Source organism: Salinispora goodfellowii, assembly GCF_059570675.1.
Map to the genome: position 1 here is coordinate 131810 of NZ_JCANTD010000009.1, position 17953 is coordinate 149762.

17 protein-coding genes and 1 tRNA gene are annotated in these 17953 nt (G+C 71.4%); 6 read left to right on the plus strand and 12 right to left on the minus strand.

Annotation, left to right across the window (positions count from 1 at the left end):
• Positions 1-114: 114 nt before the first annotated feature.
• From T398_RS12505 to T398_RS12525, 5 genes are all read right to left on the minus strand, one after another.
• Positions 115-3687, minus strand: coding sequence for an adenylate/guanylate cyclase domain-containing protein (locus T398_RS12505; protein ID WP_496446802.1), 3573 nt, complete (start codon positions 3685-3687; stop codon positions 115-117).
• Positions 3688-3689: 2 nt separating this feature from the next.
• Positions 3690-4511 (minus strand): MBL fold metallo-hydrolase, encoded by an 822-nt coding sequence (locus T398_RS12510; RefSeq protein ID WP_496446803.1) that lies wholly within the window; start codon positions 4509-4511, stop codon positions 3690-3692.
• Between the two features lie 113 nt (positions 4512-4624).
• On the minus strand, positions 4625-5086 hold the full coding sequence (locus T398_RS12515; protein WP_496446805.1) for a RidA family protein: 462 nt from the start codon (positions 5084-5086) through the stop codon (positions 4625-4627).
• Positions 5083-5238 carry a Sp36 family protein gene (sp36, locus tag T398_RS12520; protein ID WP_013736319.1) on the minus strand — a complete coding sequence of 52 codons (156 nt, stop codon included), beginning with the start codon at positions 5236-5238 and terminating at the stop codon, positions 5083-5085. The genes T398_RS12515 and sp36 overlap by 4 nt, the downstream gene beginning before the upstream one ends.
• A gap of 48 nt (positions 5239-5286) precedes the next feature.
• Positions 5287-5676 carry a hypothetical protein gene (locus T398_RS12525; RefSeq protein WP_496446806.1) on the minus strand — a complete coding sequence of 130 codons (390 nt, stop codon included), beginning with the start codon at positions 5674-5676 and terminating at the stop codon, positions 5287-5289.
• 314 nt (positions 5677-5990) lie between these two features.
• Here T398_RS12525 and T398_RS12530 point away from each other — a divergent pair, with 314 nt between their 5' ends.
• Genes T398_RS12530 through bagB form a run of 3 tightly spaced genes read left to right on the plus strand, consistent with a single transcriptional unit; the run spans position 5991 to position 8827 of the window.
• Positions 5991-6617, plus strand: coding sequence for an Rv0361 family membrane protein (locus tag T398_RS12530; RefSeq protein ID WP_496446808.1), 627 nt, complete (start codon positions 5991-5993; stop codon positions 6615-6617).
• Positions 6618-6637: 20 nt separating this feature from the next.
• Positions 6638-7615 carry an ATPase BagA gene (gene bagA / locus T398_RS12535; RefSeq protein ID WP_496446809.1) on the plus strand — a complete coding sequence of 326 codons (978 nt, stop codon included), beginning with the start codon at positions 6638-6640 and terminating at the stop codon, positions 7613-7615.
• A gap of 54 nt (positions 7616-7669) precedes the next feature.
• On the plus strand, positions 7670-8827 hold the full coding sequence (gene bagB, locus T398_RS12540; protein WP_496446811.1) for an ATPase BagB: 1158 nt from the start codon (positions 7670-7672) through the stop codon (positions 8825-8827).
• A gap of 115 nt (positions 8828-8942) precedes the next feature.
• Here the strand turns inward: bagB and T398_RS12545 are convergent, their stop codons facing one another.
• Positions 8943-9263 carry a WhiB family transcriptional regulator gene (locus T398_RS12545; RefSeq protein WP_496446813.1) on the minus strand — a complete coding sequence of 107 codons (321 nt, stop codon included), beginning with the start codon at positions 9261-9263 and terminating at the stop codon, positions 8943-8945.
• 405 nt (positions 9264-9668) lie between these two features.
• Here T398_RS12545 and T398_RS12550 point away from each other — a divergent pair, with 405 nt between their 5' ends.
• Positions 9669-12098 (plus strand): penicillin-binding protein, encoded by a 2430-nt coding sequence (locus T398_RS12550; RefSeq protein WP_496446815.1) that lies wholly within the window; start codon positions 9669-9671, stop codon positions 12096-12098.
• A 72-nt stretch (positions 12099-12170) separates the two neighbouring features.
• Here the strand turns inward: T398_RS12550 and T398_RS12555 are convergent, their stop codons facing one another.
• The gene (locus tag T398_RS12555) at positions 12171-12608 is read right to left on the minus strand and encodes a GatB/YqeY domain-containing protein (protein WP_496446817.1); all 438 of its coding nucleotides are present in this window, start codon (positions 12606-12608) and stop codon (positions 12171-12173) included.
• Positions 12609-12633: 25 nt separating this feature from the next.
• On the opposite strand from T398_RS12555, the gene T398_RS12560 reads away from it, so the two are divergent.
• Complete coding sequence (locus tag T398_RS12560) at positions 12634-13527, plus strand: metallophosphoesterase (RefSeq protein WP_496446819.1); 894 nt, start codon at positions 12634-12636, stop codon at positions 13525-13527.
• 69 nt (positions 13528-13596) lie between these two features.
• Positions 13597-13673, plus strand: a tRNA-Pro gene (locus T398_RS12565).
• 71 nt (positions 13674-13744) lie between these two features.
• On the opposite strand, the gene T398_RS12570 is transcribed toward T398_RS12565, so the two are convergent.
• From T398_RS12570 to T398_RS12590, 5 genes are all read right to left on the minus strand, one after another.
• The gene (locus tag T398_RS12570; RefSeq protein ID WP_496446821.1) at positions 13745-14962 is read right to left on the minus strand and encodes a tyrosine-type recombinase/integrase; all 1218 of its coding nucleotides are present in this window, start codon (positions 14960-14962) and stop codon (positions 13745-13747) included.
• The gene (locus T398_RS12575; RefSeq protein ID WP_033669086.1) at positions 14962-15159 is read right to left on the minus strand and encodes an excisionase family DNA-binding protein; all 198 of its coding nucleotides are present in this window, start codon (positions 15157-15159) and stop codon (positions 14962-14964) included. Before T398_RS12575 ends, T398_RS12570 begins: the two co-directional genes overlap by 1 nt.
• Complete coding sequence (locus T398_RS12580; RefSeq protein ID WP_496446839.1) at positions 15156-16715, minus strand: replication initiator; 1560 nt, start codon at positions 16713-16715, stop codon at positions 15156-15158. The genes T398_RS12575 and T398_RS12580 overlap by 4 nt, the downstream gene beginning before the upstream one ends.
• Before the next feature lie 585 nt (positions 16716-17300).
• Complete coding sequence (locus T398_RS12585) at positions 17301-17585, minus strand: hypothetical protein (protein ID WP_496446822.1); 285 nt, start codon at positions 17583-17585, stop codon at positions 17301-17303.
• Positions 17586-17666: 81 nt separating this feature from the next.
• Positions 17667-17953: transposase family protein (locus tag T398_RS12590; RefSeq protein WP_496446823.1), on the minus strand; the 287-nt coding region annotated here is incomplete at its 5' end.

Sequence of the window (17953 nt, forward strand, 5' to 3'; positions counted from 1 at the left end):
CCGGCACGCCCACATTCCCGGGTCGTGCGCGCCCCCACGCTATCGACCATCCACCCTGTCCCGCATCACCGGAATTGCCAAAAGCTGCCACCGGCGCTGCCGCCGACGGCCGGATCAGTCGGCCGCTGTCAACCGGCTGAGGAGGTCGTCCGCGGCCCGCCGCTCGCTCCGCTGCTCGGTCGCGTACGCCAGACGTACCGCCTCCTGGGCACTGGCCCGCGCCGCCACCGACCCGCCGGTGGCGGCGAACGCCCTCGCCAACACGGCGGCGGTGATCACCTGACTGCGCACATCCTCCGCCGGGACGGCACGGGCCCGCCGCGCCCAGTCCAGCGCCTGCTCGGCCTGCCCGTGGGCGAGCAGGGCGGAGGCGTACTGGGCCAGCGTCAGGCGACGGGAGAAGAGCAACGCCGGGGTGGTCTGCGCGGCGGTCGCCACCGGGGCGAGCAGGCCGACCGCAGCGCCGGGATCGCCGGCCGCCAGCCGGGCGGTGGCCAGCAGCACCCGCGGCGCCACCTGCGCCGGCGCCCACGGGTTGTACGGCTCGACGGCGGCCAGCACCGCCTGCGCCTCCCGCTCGGCCCGGTCGTGGTCGCCCGAGTCCAACGCCACGAACCCCCGCAGCGTGCCAGCCATGCCGGTCAACAGTGGATGCGAGGTACGGCGGGCGTACCCCATCGCGTCGGTGAACAGATCCGCAGCGTGCTCCGGCTCGCCCAGGCCGCGCGCGATGACCCCGCGCACCACCAGCGCAAAGCCCCGCCCCCACTCGTCGGCGGCGGCGTCAAAGTCCCGGTACGCCCGCCGGGCCGCCCGGTCGGCCTCAGCCAGATCACCCAGCTCGGCGGCGGCGAACGCCTCCACCGCCCGCAGGGTGCCGACCGCCCACTGCTCGCCGACCCGCTCGCCGAACGGCAGGAACGCCCGGGCGAGGCGGCCGGCCTCGTGCAGCCGGCCAGCGAGCAGCCGGGCGAAGGCGGTGGTGCCCCGCAGCCAGGCCCGCCCGTACGGATCCTTCAGCTCGGCGAACAACCGCGCGGCTCGACCGAGCACCGCGTCCGTACCGGCGAAGTCGCCCCGGGTGGTGGTCACCCAAGCCAGGTTCTGCAACGACCACGCCTGCCCACGGCGGTCCTGCACCGCGAGACTGGTCTGGTACGACGCCGCGAGCCGGCTGCTCGCCTGCCCCAGCCGGCCGGCGATGAAGTCGGCCATCCCGAGCTGCCGCATCGCCGCCGCCCGCAGCGTCGGCAACTCGTGGGCGGAGGCGACCTGCAACGCCTCCTGCCAGGAGCTCACCGCCCGGTCCGGGTCGCCCATCGTCTGCTGCGCCTGCCCGGCCAGGAGCAGCGCACTCGCCTGGGTGGCCGCCTCGTCCCCGGCGTTGGCGGCGATCTTCTCCGCGTTCGCGAGCGCGTCGGCCGCCTTGCCGATCTGGAGCAGCGCCCGCGCGTGCACCACCCGGTCGGCTGCCGGGACCCCATCCGGAGCCAGCTCGCTGGCGCGTTCGGCGTACTCCACCGCCAGCAGCGGCTCTCCGACGTACATCGACCGGCGGGCGGCGTGGCCCAACGCGGCGACCCCGACCGGGACCACGGCCCGCGCCGGTGCGTCCGGCCGCAGACCGACCGCGTCGGCGAGCGCGGTCGCCCGCTCCACGTGCCCGGCTACGAAGTCGTCCCGGGCGGCCTCGGTGAAACCACCGGAGGCGGGGGTACCGGTCGGCGGGTCGGTCGCCGCCCAACGGGCGAGGACCGCGTGCCGTTCGGCCAGCTCGGCCTTGCTGACGCCGGCGTAGGCCGCCTCCCGCATCAGCGGGGTGGCGAACGTGTGGCCGGACCACGCGCGGTGCAACATCCGGCGTTGCAGCAACTCCTCGACCGCGCGTTCCAGCTCCACGGCGGCCACCGCCGCCGGCCAGCCGTCCCGACCGCTCCGCTGCTCCCGCAACGCCTCCAGCGCCCCCGCCGGTACGGTGTCGCCGACCACCGCCGCGTCCCGCAGCACCGAACGGGCGTCCGCCGGCAGTGCATCGATTCGCGCGGCGAGCACCGCCGCGAGGTCACGGGAGAGCAGTTGGCTGCCGAGCGAGCCCGGCGTGAGCTGCCAGTCCTCGTCGGTACCAGCGGTCAGCGCGCCCCGCTCCATCAGCAGGGTGACCAGCTCGGCCAGGTAGAACGGGTTGCCCTGCGCGGTGGCGAGCAGGCGATCGGCGTCGACCTGCGGCAACCGGCCTCCATCGAGGTAGCTGGTGAGCAGCCGCGCGGCATCCGCACCGCGCAGCGGCGGCAGCGCATGGACCTCGGCGTCGGCCACCCGGGTCAGGGCACCCGCCGTGCGGACCAGCTCCGGCCGGCCCAACAGCAGCACCAGCACCGGGCCGACGAGCCGGGACAGGGTCTCGCCGAGCGCCTGGGTGCTCTCGGTGGTCGCGTCGTGCAGATCGTCGACCATGACCACCAGCGGCGCCTCCGCGGCGAGGGCGCTGAGCAGGTCGGCGACGGCGTTCGGCACCGCGTCGCCGTCGGCGGACTGACTCGCCGAGCGCCACTCGCCCTGGTCGGTGGGGCCGCTGGGCAGTTCCGCGTACCCGAGCAGGGCCAGCAACTGCTCGGTGGCGACCGGCGCGGAATCGCCACCGGCACGGCCGAGGCGCTGGCCGAGTCGACGCAGTCGCTCCTCGACCGCCGGTCGGGTGAGCGCGGTGGCCGAGTCGGTGGGCAGGCCGACCGCGACACGGACCAGGTCTGCCAGGGGAGCGAGCCGGCGCCGTTCACCGAACGCGACGCAGCGCACGGAGAGCACCCGCGCACCGGTGTACGCCGCGAACCGGCCGGCGCCCACGTCGTAGCCGGCGGCGAGCCGCTCCACCTCCGCGGCGAAGCGGGACTTGCCGATACCGGCCTCGGCGGTCATCAGCAGTACCCGGGGCTCACCGCTGTCAACCACCTCGGCGAGCCGGCCCGCCACCCGCCCGATCTCGGTCTCCCGGCCGACGAAGGGCGCCTCGTCCCCCAACCCGGACCGGGTGCCCGTGGCGTCCAGCAGGCCCAGCAGCTCGTACGCCGCGACCGGCTCGCGCTTGCCCTTCAGCCGCAGCGGGCGCAGCCCCCGCCAGGAGGCGATGTGCCGGGTGGCGGCGGCGGTCCGGTCCCCCGCATACACCGCGCCGACCGCCGCCGCGTCGGCGAGTCGGGCGGCGGTGTTGACCGTGTCTCCGATGACCGTGTACTCAAGGGCCGCCTGGATCCCGGCGATCACGCCCCCCGTGTTGAGCCCGACCCGCAGCCCCAGTGGCCCGCCGCCACCACGTTCGTCGTCGAGGACCCGGCGCACCGCCCGCTGCATCGACAGCGCCGCCCGAACGGCCCGCTCGGCGTCGTCCTCGTGCGCCACCGGCGCACCGAAGACCGCCATGATGCCGTCCCCGGTCAGCTTGTCGACGTGCCCACCGAAGGTCTTGACCGCACCGGCCAGCGCCGCGAGCACCCGGTCGGTGACGGCACCGACCCGTTCCGGGTCGAGATCCTCCGACCAGGAGGTGAAGTCGGACAGGTCACCGAAGAGCACGGTGACCACGCGGCGTTCGGTGGCGGGGAGCGTCGCCGCAGCCGGCAGCGCGGCGCCGCAGTTGTGGCAGAACCGGGCACCGGGTACCGCGACGGTTCCGCACACCGGGCAGGTCACGTCTACTCCAACTCCGCATCGGTGGCGCCGGATTCCCGGCCCAGGTACGCCAACTGTGCCCGGACCGACCATTGGGCGGCCCACCACAGTGACCGGTCGACGTCGGCGTAGACGACCGCCACCACCTCGGCGGCGGTGCGGGCACCGGCGTCGAGCGCGGCCCGGACCTGGTCGAGGCGGGCCCGCCGATGGGCCAGGTAGAACTCCGCCGCGGCGCCACAGTCCGCCAGCGCCGGGCCGTGACCGGGCAGGGCCGGGATTCCGGCGTACGTCGCGAGCAGCTCCAAACTGTCCAGGTAGTCCCCGAGGTGCCCGTCCGGGTGGGCGACCACGGCGGTGCCCCGGCCCAGGATGGTGTCACCGGTGAGGAGCACCTGCTCGTCGCCGTACGTCGCGAGGAAGCAGACCGAGTCGGCGGTGTGCCCCGGGGTGCCCAGCAGGCGGATCTCCAGCGGGTCGCCGCCGAAGTCGCCGGCGCCCTCGGTCAGCGGCGTACCGCCGATGGTGTGGGCCGGATCCACGGCGCGTACGGGCGCCCCGCCGAGCAGGTCGTGCAGGCGCACCGAACCTTCGGTGTGATCGGGGTGACTGTGGGTGATCAGCACCTGCCCGATCGGCCCCTGGGCCACGATCGCGGCCAGGTGCGCCTCGTCGGCCGGGCCGGGGTCGATCACCACCGCCGGTTTCTTAGGGGCGGCGCGGAGCACCCAGGTGTTGGTGCCCGTCAACGTCATCGGCCCGGGGTTGGGGGCCCGCAACAGCGTGACCCACCCCGGCAGCGCGCCGGCGAGAGCTGTCGCCGACGCCGTGAAGTGCCCGCTCATGGCTGCGATCGTACGACCACCCGCACCGGCCCCCGCGATCTTGCACCTCCAGCCGCCGCTTCGTACCCGTTCAGGGGTTTTGACCGGCAGGAAGTGCAAGATCGCGACGGGCGCTAGGCCGTGACTTCGACGATGACCTCAACCTCGACGGGCGCGTCCAGGGGAAGCTCCGCCACCCCGACCGCGCTCCTCGCGTGCCGACCGACCTCGCCGAAGACGGTGCCGAAGAAATCGGAGGCGCCGTTGATGACGCCGGGCTGGCCGGTGAAGCCCGGGGCACTCGCCACGAAGCCGGTCACCTTGACGATCTTGACGATCCGCTCCAGCCCGACCAACGAGTTGATCGCCGCGAGCGCGTTCAGCGCGCACCGCTGGGCCAACTCCCTGGCCTGGTCGGGAGAGACGTCAGCGCCGACCTTGCCGGTGGCGAGCAGCTTGCCCTCGGCCATCGGTAGCTGGCCGGAGACGTAGACGTGCTGCCCGGACTGCACCGCCGGCAGGTAGCTGGCGACCGGGGGCACCACCTCGGGCAACTCGTGCCCCAGCTCGACGAGTTTCGCGTACGGCCCGGTCATGCCTTGGGCCGCTTCAGGTAGGCGACGAGTTGCTCCGGGTTCGGGCCGGGAACCACGGACACCAGTTCCCAGCCGTCCTCGCCCCAGTTGTCGAGGATCTGCTTGGTCGCATGGACCAGCAGCGGGACCGTGGCGTACTCCCACTTCTGCATCGCTGGAAGGCTCTCTTTCCTGGAGGGCGGTTCTTTCCAGGGCACAGCCTACGGTCCGACGGCGGGCTGGGGCGCGGGACGTTGCTCGGCCACCGCCTCCCCGCATGCGCCGGCGTGGTCATAGGGCCGTGGGCAGCGGGACCGGTCCAGCAGCGGCAGGTCACAGAAGACCCGGTGCCGGTTGTTCTGGTCGTCCGCCGTGGAGACGGTGGTCTCCCCGGCGTCAACCGCGCCGAGGAAGCTCAACGAGGTGGCGATCGTGCCCGCCAGCGCGACAGCAGCGGCGTGGTCCGCGACCCGGACCGGAAGATGCACCACGTAGCCCGGTTCCTCCTCGTCCCGGGGCGGCAGGACAGGCCGGTCCGGGACACCGCCGGGGGCGGGCAGCCGGATCGCGGCCGGGAGTTGGGTACGGGGGGTGTTCTCCACGTCGTGCATGCCCTGCCTCCGGCGGTTTGTACCTGATCGTGCCCACGCCGCTCGGCCCGGCCCACGGCCCGATCCCGGCACCATCGGAACGTAGGCTGCTGTTCGACGGCCGCCAACAAGACGCGCGGCATTCCGACCGCCAAGTCACATATGCGACACCTGGTCCGGTGGAATACGGACAACGTCCGGGGGGGGCCACGGTCCCGGGCAGAACCGGTGTCCTGTCAACGGCCGGGCCAACCGCTACCCTTCCGGTCGTAAGCGGTGGCCCACCGCCACCCGTCGCCTCGCCGAGCCGACGCAGTCCCACCCCCGGGGGAGCGATGTCCCAGCCAGCCAGCGACGACCCGACCAATCAGCACCCGTCGGCATTCCCCGCACCCGACGCACCGGCACCGAACCCGTCGGCATTCCCCGCACCCGACGCACCGGCACCGAACCCGTCGGCATTCCCCGCACCGGCCACCCCCTACCCCCCGAACCAGCAGAGTCCGGCGCCCCGCCGCCGACGCGGATTCCTGATCGCGTCGATCGCCCTTGCGGTGACCCTGGTGCTCTGCCTCGGCGGCGGGGTCGCTGCATTCCTGCTGCTGCGTCCCGCGGAGGAGGGCCCGGGCGCCGAGGAGCCCCGGGTCGCCGTGGATGAGTTCCTCACCGCCGTCTACCAGGACCGGGACGCGGCCCAGGCATCGAGCCTGGTCTGCTCGTCCGCCCGGGACCAGGACAAGATCTCCGAAAAGATCGCCGAGTTGGAGAAGTACGCGGCCGACTACGAGAAGCCGCACTTCCGGTGGAGCCCCCCGAAGGTCGACAACCAGAGCAAGGACCAGGCCACCGTGACCACCACGGTCACCATGACCACCGCCGACGAGCAGGCCGCCGAGTTGCCCCTGCGCCTCACCGTGATCTGGACGGAAGGTTGGCGGGTCTGCGAGGTGGCCGGCGGGTGACCGCTGGTTAGGCTCAACGGGTGGGAGCAGCACAGCGACCGGCCGAGCCGGCCGGCACCGAGTGGCCGGCCCGCCTCCATGTGGTGACCGGCAAGGGCGGCACCGGCAAGACCAGCGTCGCCGCCGCCCTCGCCCTCGCCCTCGCCACCGGGGGCCGGCGCACCCTGCTGGTCGAGGTCGAGGGACGGCAGGGCATCGCCCAGCTCTTCGACACCGACCCGTTCCCCTACGCCGAGCGGCACCTGACCGACGCCGCGGGCGGCGGCGAGGTGCGGGCTCTCGCTGTGGACGCGGAGGAGGCCCTGCTTGAGTACCTGGACATGTTCTACAAGCTCGGCGGCGCCGGGCGGGCCCTGCGCAAGCTGGGCGCCATCGACTTCGCCACCACCATCGCCCCGGGGCTGCGCGACGTGCTGCTGACCGGCAAGGTGAAGGAGGCCACCACCCGCACGCTGGGCCAGCAGCGGGTGTACGACGCGGTGGTGCTGGACGCCCCGCCGACCGGGCGGATCGCGCGGTTCCTCAATGTCACCGCCGAGACCGCACGGCTGGCCCGGGTGGGGCCGATCAAAACCCAGAGCGAGGGGGTCGCCGCGCTGCTGCGCTCCCCGATGACCGCCGTGCACGTGGTGACACTCCTTGAGGAGATGCCGGTCCAGGAGACCGCGGATGCCATCGCCGACTTCGCCGCGCTGGGCTTCCCGGTCGGGCGGATCATCGTCAACGCCGCCCGCCCGCCGGCACCGGTCAACGCCGCGATCACCCCGGCGGAGCTCACCGCCGGGTTGCTCGCCGCCGGGCTGCCCGCCGACGAGATGACCGTCTCCGGCCTGGCGACCGAGGCGCGCGACCAGTCGGTCCGCCGCGACCTGGAGGACTCCCTCCGGACCGATCTGGCCGAGTTGGGCCTGCCGCTGGTCGAGCTGCCGCTGCTGCCCGACGGGGTGGACCGGGCGGGTCTGGATCGGCTGGCCGCGGCGCTCGTCCGAGCGGCTTGAGGCACTCCTCCGGTTGGCTCGGGAGCGTTGTTGAACCGGGCCCGATACGCTCGATTGGTGCCTTCCGACGACGCGGCGCCGCCGCTGGATGTTGACCGGATCCTCGCCGATCCCGGCGTACGGATCGTGGTCTGCTGCGGGGCGGGTGGGGTGGGCAAGACGACCACCGCCGCCGCGCTCGCGCTCCGGGCCGCGGAGGAGCACGGTCGCCGCACGGTGGTGCTCACCATCGACCCGGCGCACCGGCTGGCCCAGTCGCTGGGGCTGACCGAGCTGAACAACACTCCGCGCCAGGTCAAGGGGATCAACGTCGAGGCCAGCGGCGGTGAGCTGCACGCCATGATGCTCGACATGAAACGCACCTTCGACGACGTGGTGCTCCAGCACACCGATCCGGCGCGGGCCGCCGAGATCTTCGCGAACCCGTTCTACGCGGCCATGAGCTCCACCTTCGCCGGCACCCAGGAGTACATGGCGATGGAGAAGCTCGGGCAGTTGCACGCCCGGGGCGAGTGGGACCTGATCGTGGTGGACACTCCGCCCTCCCGCTCGGCGTTGGATTTCCTCGACGCACCGGCTCGCCTCGCCCGCTTCCTGGACGGCCGGATGCTGCGGCTGCTGCTTGCCCCGGCCCGCACCGGCGGGCGGAGCATGTTCAGCTTCGTCACCGCCGGGTTCGGCATGTTCTCGAAGGTTGTCCAGAAGTTGTTGGGCGCCCAGTTGTTGAGTGATCTGTCCGGCTTTGTGGCCGCCCTCGATTCGATGTTCGGCGGTTTCCGCCAACGAGCGGAGCAGACCTACCGCATCCTGCAGGCTCAGGAGACGGCGTTCCTCCTGGTTGCCGCGCCGGAGCCGGACGCGGTCCGGGAGGCCGCGTACTTCGCGGGCCGGCTGCGGGCCGATCGGATGCCGCTCGCCGGGTTGGTGCTCAACCGGGTGCACCGCCCGGCAGCCCCGGGGCTCGGCCCCGACGAGAGCGTGGCCGCCGCCGACCGGCTGGCCAGGCTGGGCGGCCACGACGGCACGGTGGACGCGCTCCGGGCCCATGCCACCCTTGCCCACCAGGCCATCCGCGAACAGCGGGTGGCTGCTCGGTTCACCGCGGCGTTCCCGACCGTGCCGGTGGCCTCGGTAGCCGCGCAGCCCGCCGATGTCCACGACATCGACGGGCTGCGGACGATCGGTTCGCTGGCCGGCCAGGGTGATCCGTAGCCGGCCGCAGCGCCAGGGTGCTCCCCGTAGCCGGCCGCAGCGCCAGGGTGCTCCGTAGCCGGCCGCAGCGCCAGGGGTCTCGTCCGCCCGACTGCGGGCGGTCGAGAAAGACTCGTCAGCTGACCGTGGCTGCCAGGACCTTGTCCCGGTCAGCCTTCTCCTTGGCGTTCTTCTTCATCGCGGCCTCGAACGTCTTGCGCCAGCTGGCGACCTGCGGATGGCGGCGCAGCAACGCCCGCCGTTCCCGTTCGGTCATGCCGCCCCACACGCCGAACTCGATCCGGTTGTCCAGCGCGTCGGCCAGGCACTCGTACCGGACTGGGCAGCTTCGGCAGATCCGCTTCGCCACGTTCTGTTCGGCGCCCTGTACGAACAACGCGTCCGGGTCCCCGTTCTGACATGCCGCCAGCGACGGCCAGTCAGTGATCATGCCCATCTGTACACGTCCCCCCTTGCAGTACTACCGACCCCATCGCGGACCAGCCGGCTGTTTTCCCCCCGATCGCCCACCGACCTCCCCCAAGGCGGCACGGACGACCTGTGGCGCTGTCGCCGCTCCCATCATGCTCTGTAGTTGGCTGATTACGCAACGTTGTCGGCAAAATCCATTATTCCGGACACTCCCGGCTTACCGGGCTGGCTGGCGCCCGCATACCCCACCGAGGTCCACCAAAACGCTGGACGCCCATCCCGCGCCATGAGGAGACTCGGCGACGCCTGGGCCGCAACCGCCTACCGGGGGTCGTGCGTTTAACACAACGAGGAGGGCCTGCGCAGGAAATGGGGAAAAGCCGCCCCGCGCCGCCCGCCGCTGGTTCGCTACCCTGTCGAGGTGACCTGGATGCGGAAACGTGATCATAATGTGCTGACCAACGCCGCATCGCTGCTCGTCTGTGGCCTACTCGCCGGAGTGGTGGTCGCCGCGGCGGCCTTCCCCGCGGTGGCACTGTCCGGGCTGGCCGCGAAGGCCGGCGCCGAAACCTTCGACGCCCTCCCCACCGAGCTGGCCGTCGGCACCGGGCCCCAGATAAGCCACCTGCTCGCCGCCGACGGCAAGACACCGGTGGCCACGATGTACGACGAGAACCGCCGCGACATCGCCAAAATCGATGACATCGCGCCGGCCATGCAGAAGGCGATCCTCGCCGCTGAGGACCACGACTTCTACGAACACAACGGAGTCGACCTCAACGGCGTCGCCCGGGCCTTCATCAACAACAGCCAAGAGGGCGCCCACCAGCAGGGCGCCTCCACGCTGACGATGCAGTACGTCCGGCTCGCCATCGCGTACTCGGCGACCCACCCCGCCGACGTGGTCGCGGCCACCGAGGACACCACCGCCCGCAAGCTGCGCGAGATGCGCTACGCCGTGCAGATCGAGAAGGAGTTCTCCAAGGACGAGATCCTGCGGCGCTACCTCAACATCGCCGCGTTCGGCAACGGCGCCTACGGCATCCACGCCGCCAGTCAGGTCTACTTCGCCAAGCCGCCGAGCAAGCTCACCATCGCCGAGGCGGCGCTCCTCGCCGGCCTGGTCAAAGCGCCCAGCACGTTGGACCCGACCACGCCCAGCGGCTACCCGAGCGCACTGGCCCGACGCGACTACGTCCTCGACAACATGGTGAAAATCAAGGCCATCAGCGCGGAGGAGGCCGAGGAGGCCAAGGCCAGCAAGCCGAAGATCGTCGGCAAGCGGGCGCCGAACGGCTGCGTTGACACCAACACGCAGGAGTGGGGATTCTTCTGCGACTACTTCTACCGCTGGTGGATGGATCAGGAGGCGTTCGGCTCCACCTCGTACGACCGGGAGCGGCTACTCAAGAGCGGCGGCTTCGAAATCATCACCACCCTGGAGCCCCAGGTCCAGAAGGCCGCCGACGAGGCGGTACGGAAGAACCTCCCCGCCACCAGTAAGGCCGCGCGGATGCTCGCCGCGGTCGAGCCCGGCACCGGCCGGGTGCGCGCCCTCTCCGCCAACCGCGACTACCAGCTCGACGACCCGGACAACCCGGAGAACAAGCCCCACAGCAACCCGGCGAAGCGCGAAACCGGGGCGCTCGGCAACTATCCCAACACCGTCAACCCGCTCCTCACCGGCGGTGACGGCATCACCGGCTACCAGGCCGGCTCCACCTTCAAGATCTTCACCCTGGTGGCCGCGCTGGAGAAGGGCATCCCGCTCAGCCACACCATCAACGCTGAGCGTCAGTTCCAGTCCGACTACGTCATCGAGGAGAACAGCCCCGCCGCCTGCAACGGCCACTTCTACTGCCCGAAGAACGCAAACCCCAACATGGCCGGCGTGCACAACATGTGGAGCGCGTTCGGAAGGTCGGTGAACACCTACTTCGTCCCCCTCCAGCAGCAGGTGGGGGCGGACAAGGTGGTCGAGGCCGCCAAGAAGCTCGGCATCACCTTCCGCACCCAGGAGGACCTCGATCGGGAGAAGAACGCCGGCCAGTGGGGCGCCTTCACCCTCGGCGTCTCCCAGACCACGCCGCTGGAGCTGGCCAACGCGTACGCCACCCTCGGCGCCGACGGGCTGTACTGCGAGCCGATCCCGGTGCAGGAGATCCGCGACCCGGCCGGCAACAAGCTCGACATCGCCAACCCCCGCTGCGAACAGCGGATCAGCACCGAGGTGGCCCGCGCCGCCGTGGACGCCGCCCGCTGCCCGGTCGGGGACCGCTCGTCCACAACCAAGTGCGCCGGCACGACCGCCGGCGAGGTGCGGGGCATCGTTGACGCCCCGGTCGCCGGCAAGTCCGGCACCACCGACAAGAACAAGACCGCCTCCCTGGTCGCGATGACCAAGCAGTACGCGGTCGCCGGCATCATGGCCGACCCGGACTGGCCACAGACCAACCAGCAGATGGGTCACAACGTGGCCACGGGCATCAACCCGCCGGTGTACGAGACGCTGCGCGACGCGATGAAGGGCAAGCCCAGGGTCGACTTCACCCCACCGGAGAACAAGCTCCGCTACGGCGACCAGCGGTCGATCCCGAACGTCAAGTGCGTCAGCGTGGAGAAGGCGAAGTCCCGCATCACCGGGGCCGGATTCGCGGTGGTCGTCTCGACGAACCGGGTCGAGTCGAGCTGCCAGGCCGGCACCGTTGCCGGGACCAGCCCAACCGGCCGTACCGCCAAGGGCAGCGTCGTCACCATCAAGGTCAGCTCCGGCCCGGCCCCCAAGCCCACCAAGCCGACCGAACCGACCGCGCAGCCCGAGCCGACCGGCGGTAGACCAACGGAACGCCCCGCCGACTAGTGGGTCGCTGAGACGTCGAAGGGGCGGCCACCCCGGTCGGGTTGGCCGCCCCTTCGCGTACCCGGCGCCAGGTCAGCTGGCGAGCTGCCGGCGTACCTCGGCGGCGACCCGCCCCCCAGCGGCCTGGGCGGCCTTCATCGCCGGGCCCATCTGCCCCATGCCGGTGAAACCACCCGTGGTCAGGGCGGTCCTGACCGCCTCCGCCAGGTCGTCGTCGGAGAGCTGACTCGGCAGGTAGCGCTCCAGCACCACACCCTCGGCGGTCTCCTTCGCGGCCTGCTCGTCGCGGCCCGCCTCGGCGAAGGCGGCAGCCGCCTCCCGGCGCTTCTTCGCCTCCTTGCCCAGGAGGGCGAGCACCTCCTCGTCACTGAGCTCCCGCTTGGCCTGACCGGCGACCTCGGCCGCACCGACGGCGGCCAGCGCCATCCGGAGCGTGGAGGTGGTCATCTCGTCACGTGCCTTCAGCGCGGCCCGCATGTCCGTGGTCAGGCGGTCCTTCAAGGTACCCATGGACGGTCAAACTACTCTGTCAGCCATGGGAAAGCGCACACTATTCCGCTTCGCCGCCGGCACCGCCGTCGTGGGTGCGGCCACCCTGGCGTACGCATCGCTGATCGAGCGCAACATGTTCACCCTACGGCGGTACGAGGTGCCGGTGTTGCCGGCCGGCGCGGAGCCGCTGCGCATCCTGCACCTGTCCGACCTGCACATGATGCCCGGGCAGCGACGCAAGCAGGAGTGGGTGGCGTCGCTGGCCGGGCTGGACCCGGACCTGGTCCTGGTGACCGGCGACAACATGGCCAACCCCGACGCGGTCCCCGGGGTCCTGTGCGCGCTGCAGCCGCTCCTCAACCACCCGGGCGCCTTCGTCTTCGGCTCCAACGACTACACCGGCCCGGTCTGGAAGAACCCGTTCACCTACTTCCTGCCCGACCGCGACTACACCGAGGGCGTGACCCTGCCCTACGACGAACTGCGGGACATCTTCACCGGTGCCGGCTGGGCCGACCTGAGCAACGCCCGTACCACGCTCAAGGCCGGCGGGCGGCTGGTGGAGCTGGTCGGGGTGGACGACCCACACATCGAGCGGGACGACTACGCGTCCGTCGCCGGCCCGGTCTCCCCCACGGCCAACCTCTCGATCGCCCTCAGCCACTCCCCGGAGCCGGCCGTGCTGGACCAGATGGCCGCCGACGGGTTCAGCCTGCTACTCGCCGGCCACACCCACGGCGGTCAGGTCTGCGTACCGGGGGTCGGAGCCCTGGTGACGAACTGCGGGCTGCACCGCTCGATGGCCAAGGGCCTGCACCGCTGGCCCGGCTCGGACGCCTGGCTGCACGTCTCGGCCGGCCTTGGCACCCATCCGACCGCGCCGGTCCGCTTCGCCTGCCCGCCCGAGGCGAGCATCCTGACCCTGATCCCCCGCTGAGCCGGCGACGGCACGGGGATACCGAATTTGACCGGCGGATCGGGTGGGCTACTATTTGTCGGCACGCCTCGGGGTGTGGCGCAGCTTGGTAGCGCGCTTCGTTCGGGACGAAGAGGTCGTCGGTTCGAATCCGGCCACCCCGACCAGGTAAGAGGGCACATCCAATCGACGGATGTGCCCTCTTGTGCGCCTGTACAGCAGTGAAGTACAGCAGCAGTCAACGCAGGCTCTCGCCCAGACGCTTGAGCGCGTCGCGGGTGGCGTCCGACGACGCCTGCGAATAGATCTCCATCGTCACCGACACCTCCGCGTGCCGGAGCACCTGCATGATGACGCGCGGGTGCACGTCCAGGTCGACGAGCAGGGTCGCGCAGGTACGCCGGGCGTCATGCACGGTGGTCCTCCGGACCCCGGCGCGGGCGCAGCGGGCGTCCCAGGAACGGTTGAAGTTGCGCGGCTCGATGGGGGTCCCGTAGCGGGTGGTGAACAGCAGCGGCGAGCCCTGCCAGGCGATGCCCGCCTGGTCGCGGTCGGCCTGCCTCGCCTGCTGGCGGAGGTTGAGCGCCGCCGCGCAGATGTCCGGCAGCGGGAGCGTGGCGTCCGAGGTCTGCGTCTTGGTCTCCCGGTGCAGCAGTTGGCCGCCGACCCGCTGCAACTGCCAGCCGATCGACAACTCCCCCGCCGCCAGGTCCACGGTGTCCCCGGTGAGGCCGAGCACCTCACCCTTGCGCAGTCCGAGCACCAGGATCAGCACGTACGCGGCATAGAGCGGATCGCAGTCGGCCCGCGCGGACTCCAGGAAGCGACGCGCCTCGTCACTGGTCCACGCCCGGCCCCTGCTGCGACGGATCGGTGGGAGCTTGACCAGGGCGGCGGCGTTGCGGGTGACCAGTTCCTCGGTGGCGGCGTGGTTGAGCGCGGAGCGCAGCACACCTCGGACGTCCTTGACGGTGCGGGCGGACGGCGTGTCACCGCAGCACCGGCCGAGCGCGCAGCATCGTTTCTTGAGTTCCGGGCGGCGGGCGTCCTTGCCCTGGGCGCAGCACTGGCAGGTGCGGGCCACCTCGTTGATCCAGGTCTGCACGTCGCGCACCTGGAGCCGGTCGAGCCGCTTCCCGCCGAGGCCGGGGATCACGTACAGCCGGAGGATCGTCTCGTAGGTGGCGCAGGTCAGCGGCGCGAGGTTGGGGCGCACGACCTCCCGGTGCCAGTAGGTCAGGTAGTCACCGAGGGTCGGCACCCGGGTGACGACCGGCCCGACCTTGGCCTGCTGGTGCAGCTTGATCCACTTGTCGTGGACGGCCTCCCGGGTCTGGCCGTAGACGTACTTGTGGGTTCGCTGCCCGTCGGGCTTGGTGACCCAGACGTACGCGGCGAAGCCGTTGCGGTAGGGGAAGATCGAGCCTTCCCCGTTGGCGCGGGTGCGGGCGGGCATCAGGCGGCCTCCTGCCGCTGGACCTGCTCGCGGACGTACTCGTCGACCCACTCGGGCAGGACGCGGCGGTACTTGCCGTCCTTGATGGAGCGCAGCTCCCCGGTGGCGATCTTCATCTTGACCTTGGACAGGCCGAAGCCGAGCAGCACGGCGACCTCGGCGGGCGAATACCAGCGAGGGGTGAGGTGTTGGGTCACGCCGCCACCCCCGACCACGCCTCGTGGGCGAGTTCCTCCCGGCCGATGCGTTGGCGTTCGCGGCGTTGGGCGGCGGCGCTGTTGGCGAGCAGGGCGTCCCCGTTGGTCAGCCAGCCGGAGCCGACGAAGGTGAGCGTGCCGACGGTGACCGTGCCGGCGGTGTCGTCGCTGTCGGCGGTGTCGGTGTGCTCGGTGCGGCGGTAGGCGGCGCGGGTGTCGCGGAGCAGGCCGAAGGTGACCGAGTAGCGGCGGGCCTTGGTGAGGAAGTGGCCGCCGTAGCCGAGCATGTGCGCCCATCGGCGCAGCCCGGCGTACTCGTTCGGTGTGGGGTCAAGGTCGCCTTGACGGTCTTCAGTCTTCCCGGCTGTCCGGGTGGTGTGGTGGTGGATGGGGCGGCCGAGTCGCCAGCAGGCGTCGATGAGCCGGGCAAGGTGGTCGCCTTCCGGGTCGGCGTAGGCGTCGACGGCGTCCGGGGTGAGTCGGGTGGAGCGGTGGCCGGTGACCTCGGTGGACTTGGTGGCGTACTTGGCGAGGTAGGCGGCCACCTTGGCGTCGGTCACGTCGCCGTCGCTGGTGCCGATGCGGCGTACGTCGACCTGCTCGCCCCAGGCGATCGGCCAGCCCTGCGGGCGGTCGGGGTGCGGTGGGGTGGTGAAGGTGATCTGTCGGGTGGCGGCGTGGACGGCGGCGTCGAGGTCGTCGACGGTGATGCCGGCCGGCGGCGGCACCAGGGCGTGCCGGTCGTGCGGGTCGACGCCGTCGAGGCGCAGCAGGACGTGGAAGTGCACCGCACCCCGGCGTTGCATCTCGGCGACCTTCCCGTGGGACACCCGCACCGGAGGCACCCGGCGCAGCCGGCCGGAGTCGGTGACGACCTGGACGTGTGGGATACCGCGTCGGCGGCACACTGCGGTGAGGTGGCGTTCGATGGCCTGTTTCGTGCGCCGCCACAGCTCGCCGGAGAAGTAGTTCCAGACGGCCTGGTGGTCGTGGTCGTAGCCGTCCAGGCAGAGCGGTCGACCGAGCTGCGGATCGTCGGCGTCGTGGCGGGTGAAGCAGGCCGCGGGCTGCCCGTGTGGACAGGTGCCGGCGGTGCTCCGGGCGCGGCAGGGTGCGGGACGGCAGTCGCAGCGCCGCCGGTGGGCGCAGGTGTGGCGGGGGATGTGCCGGTGGTGCACCGGGCCGAAGGACGGCGCGGTGAAGGTGGCGAAGACGACCGGATGCGCGCTGACGGTGGCGGGGATGGTCTTGCCGCCGGTCAGACCGCAGCGGACGACCTGGAAGGCGTCACCGGCGTAGACCCAGGCACAGTCGGGGCACTGGGCGGCACGGCGGTTGCCGCACGCCTTGTACAGCGTCCGGTCGGGCAGCTCGTCGGTGTGCTGCTCGGCCAGGACTCGGCCGGTGCCGGGTTCTAAGGCGGTGAGGGTGCCGATCAGACGGATCGGGCGGGTGCAGCCTCCGGCGGCGCGGGTGTGCTCCAGCCAGCCGAAGTAGTCCGGGGCGGCGGCGCGGCGCAGGGCCTGGGCGTCACGGCCGGCGGTGAGGGTGGACACGGTTTTCTCCTCAAGGGGTGGCAGGGGACGGGCGACGAACTGCCACCGGACGCCGGAGCGGTGTCCGTCGGTGGTGTTCGTGGTGTCTCCTGGCACCGCCGGAGAGGGCGGCTCACGCCGGAGGGCGGGTGCAGGCCATCGGCCTTGGACCGCCGTTGAGCTGGGTTCTTGGATCGTGGGTGATGCCGGGACGGGTGGGGTGCCTGGTGGTCGGCTTCCGGCTGGTTGCCGCAGGCGATCCCCACCCGTCGAGGTGCGCGAATCCGAGGGCCATCGTGGACGGCAGGGAAGGCCGTGCTGGGCCGCTCAGCGGATTTCGGGCCGATGCAACGGCCGGTGCGATCGAGAGCCGGCGGGACGTGACCCGCGTCAGCGGCAGATAGGCCGCTCGGCAACTCCGGAGTCGAGTTCAGCGATCCGGCGGGAAGGCCGCGCTGACGTGCTCGACGAGGGCCAGGGTAGCACCGGGTACCGACACGTCAACCCGCCGTGACCCCACGTCGAAGGCGCTCGAACCGGATTGCCGCCAGTCTGGTCCCACCACATGCTTGACGGTTCGGTCCCAGGACATGCTTGAAGTTCGGCCTAGTTGCCCTGTTCCGCCTTCCTCCGGTTGGGCAACTCCTCAAGGAAGAACGTCACGTCTTCCAGTGCGGAGAAGACCCGACCGTCGAGGTCCGTCCGCTCGGCAAGCTCACGGACGAGCACGACTGACGCGGGCTCCAAATACCCGAAGCGTCGGGCGAGGTGACCCAGGCAAAGCGACGCCGTGGCGACGAGCCAAAGGTCAGCGCAATCCTGCGCGATCCGGTAGCACCATCGCTCGACGAAGAAACGGTCGTCGTCGTAGAGCGCCAGCCCCACCAACACCGAATTCGGCGAAAGCGCTTGGTCCCGGCCCTCAAGAGCAGCAGTGAGCCTTTCCGCGTAACAGGTCGTGGCGGTGTGTGATCACGTGGTGCGGGCGTGGTCAATGTGCAGGAGGACCAGAGCGGCTGCGGTGATCTTTCCGATGCTCCATGGGCAGAGGCTGACGTTGCGCAGCGCTTTGAAGGTGGTCTTGAGCAGGGAGTTTCCACGTTCGGCGATGGCGCGGATGCCGTTGTGGGCGCGGTTGAACTGCTGCTGGACGTCGGTGCAGGCACCGTTCTTGGGCTTCTTGAACGCGACCGTGATCATGGTCGCTTCGCCTTCGTAGCCGAGGTCGCCGAGCACGCGCAGGTCGTCGCCGGTCCAGG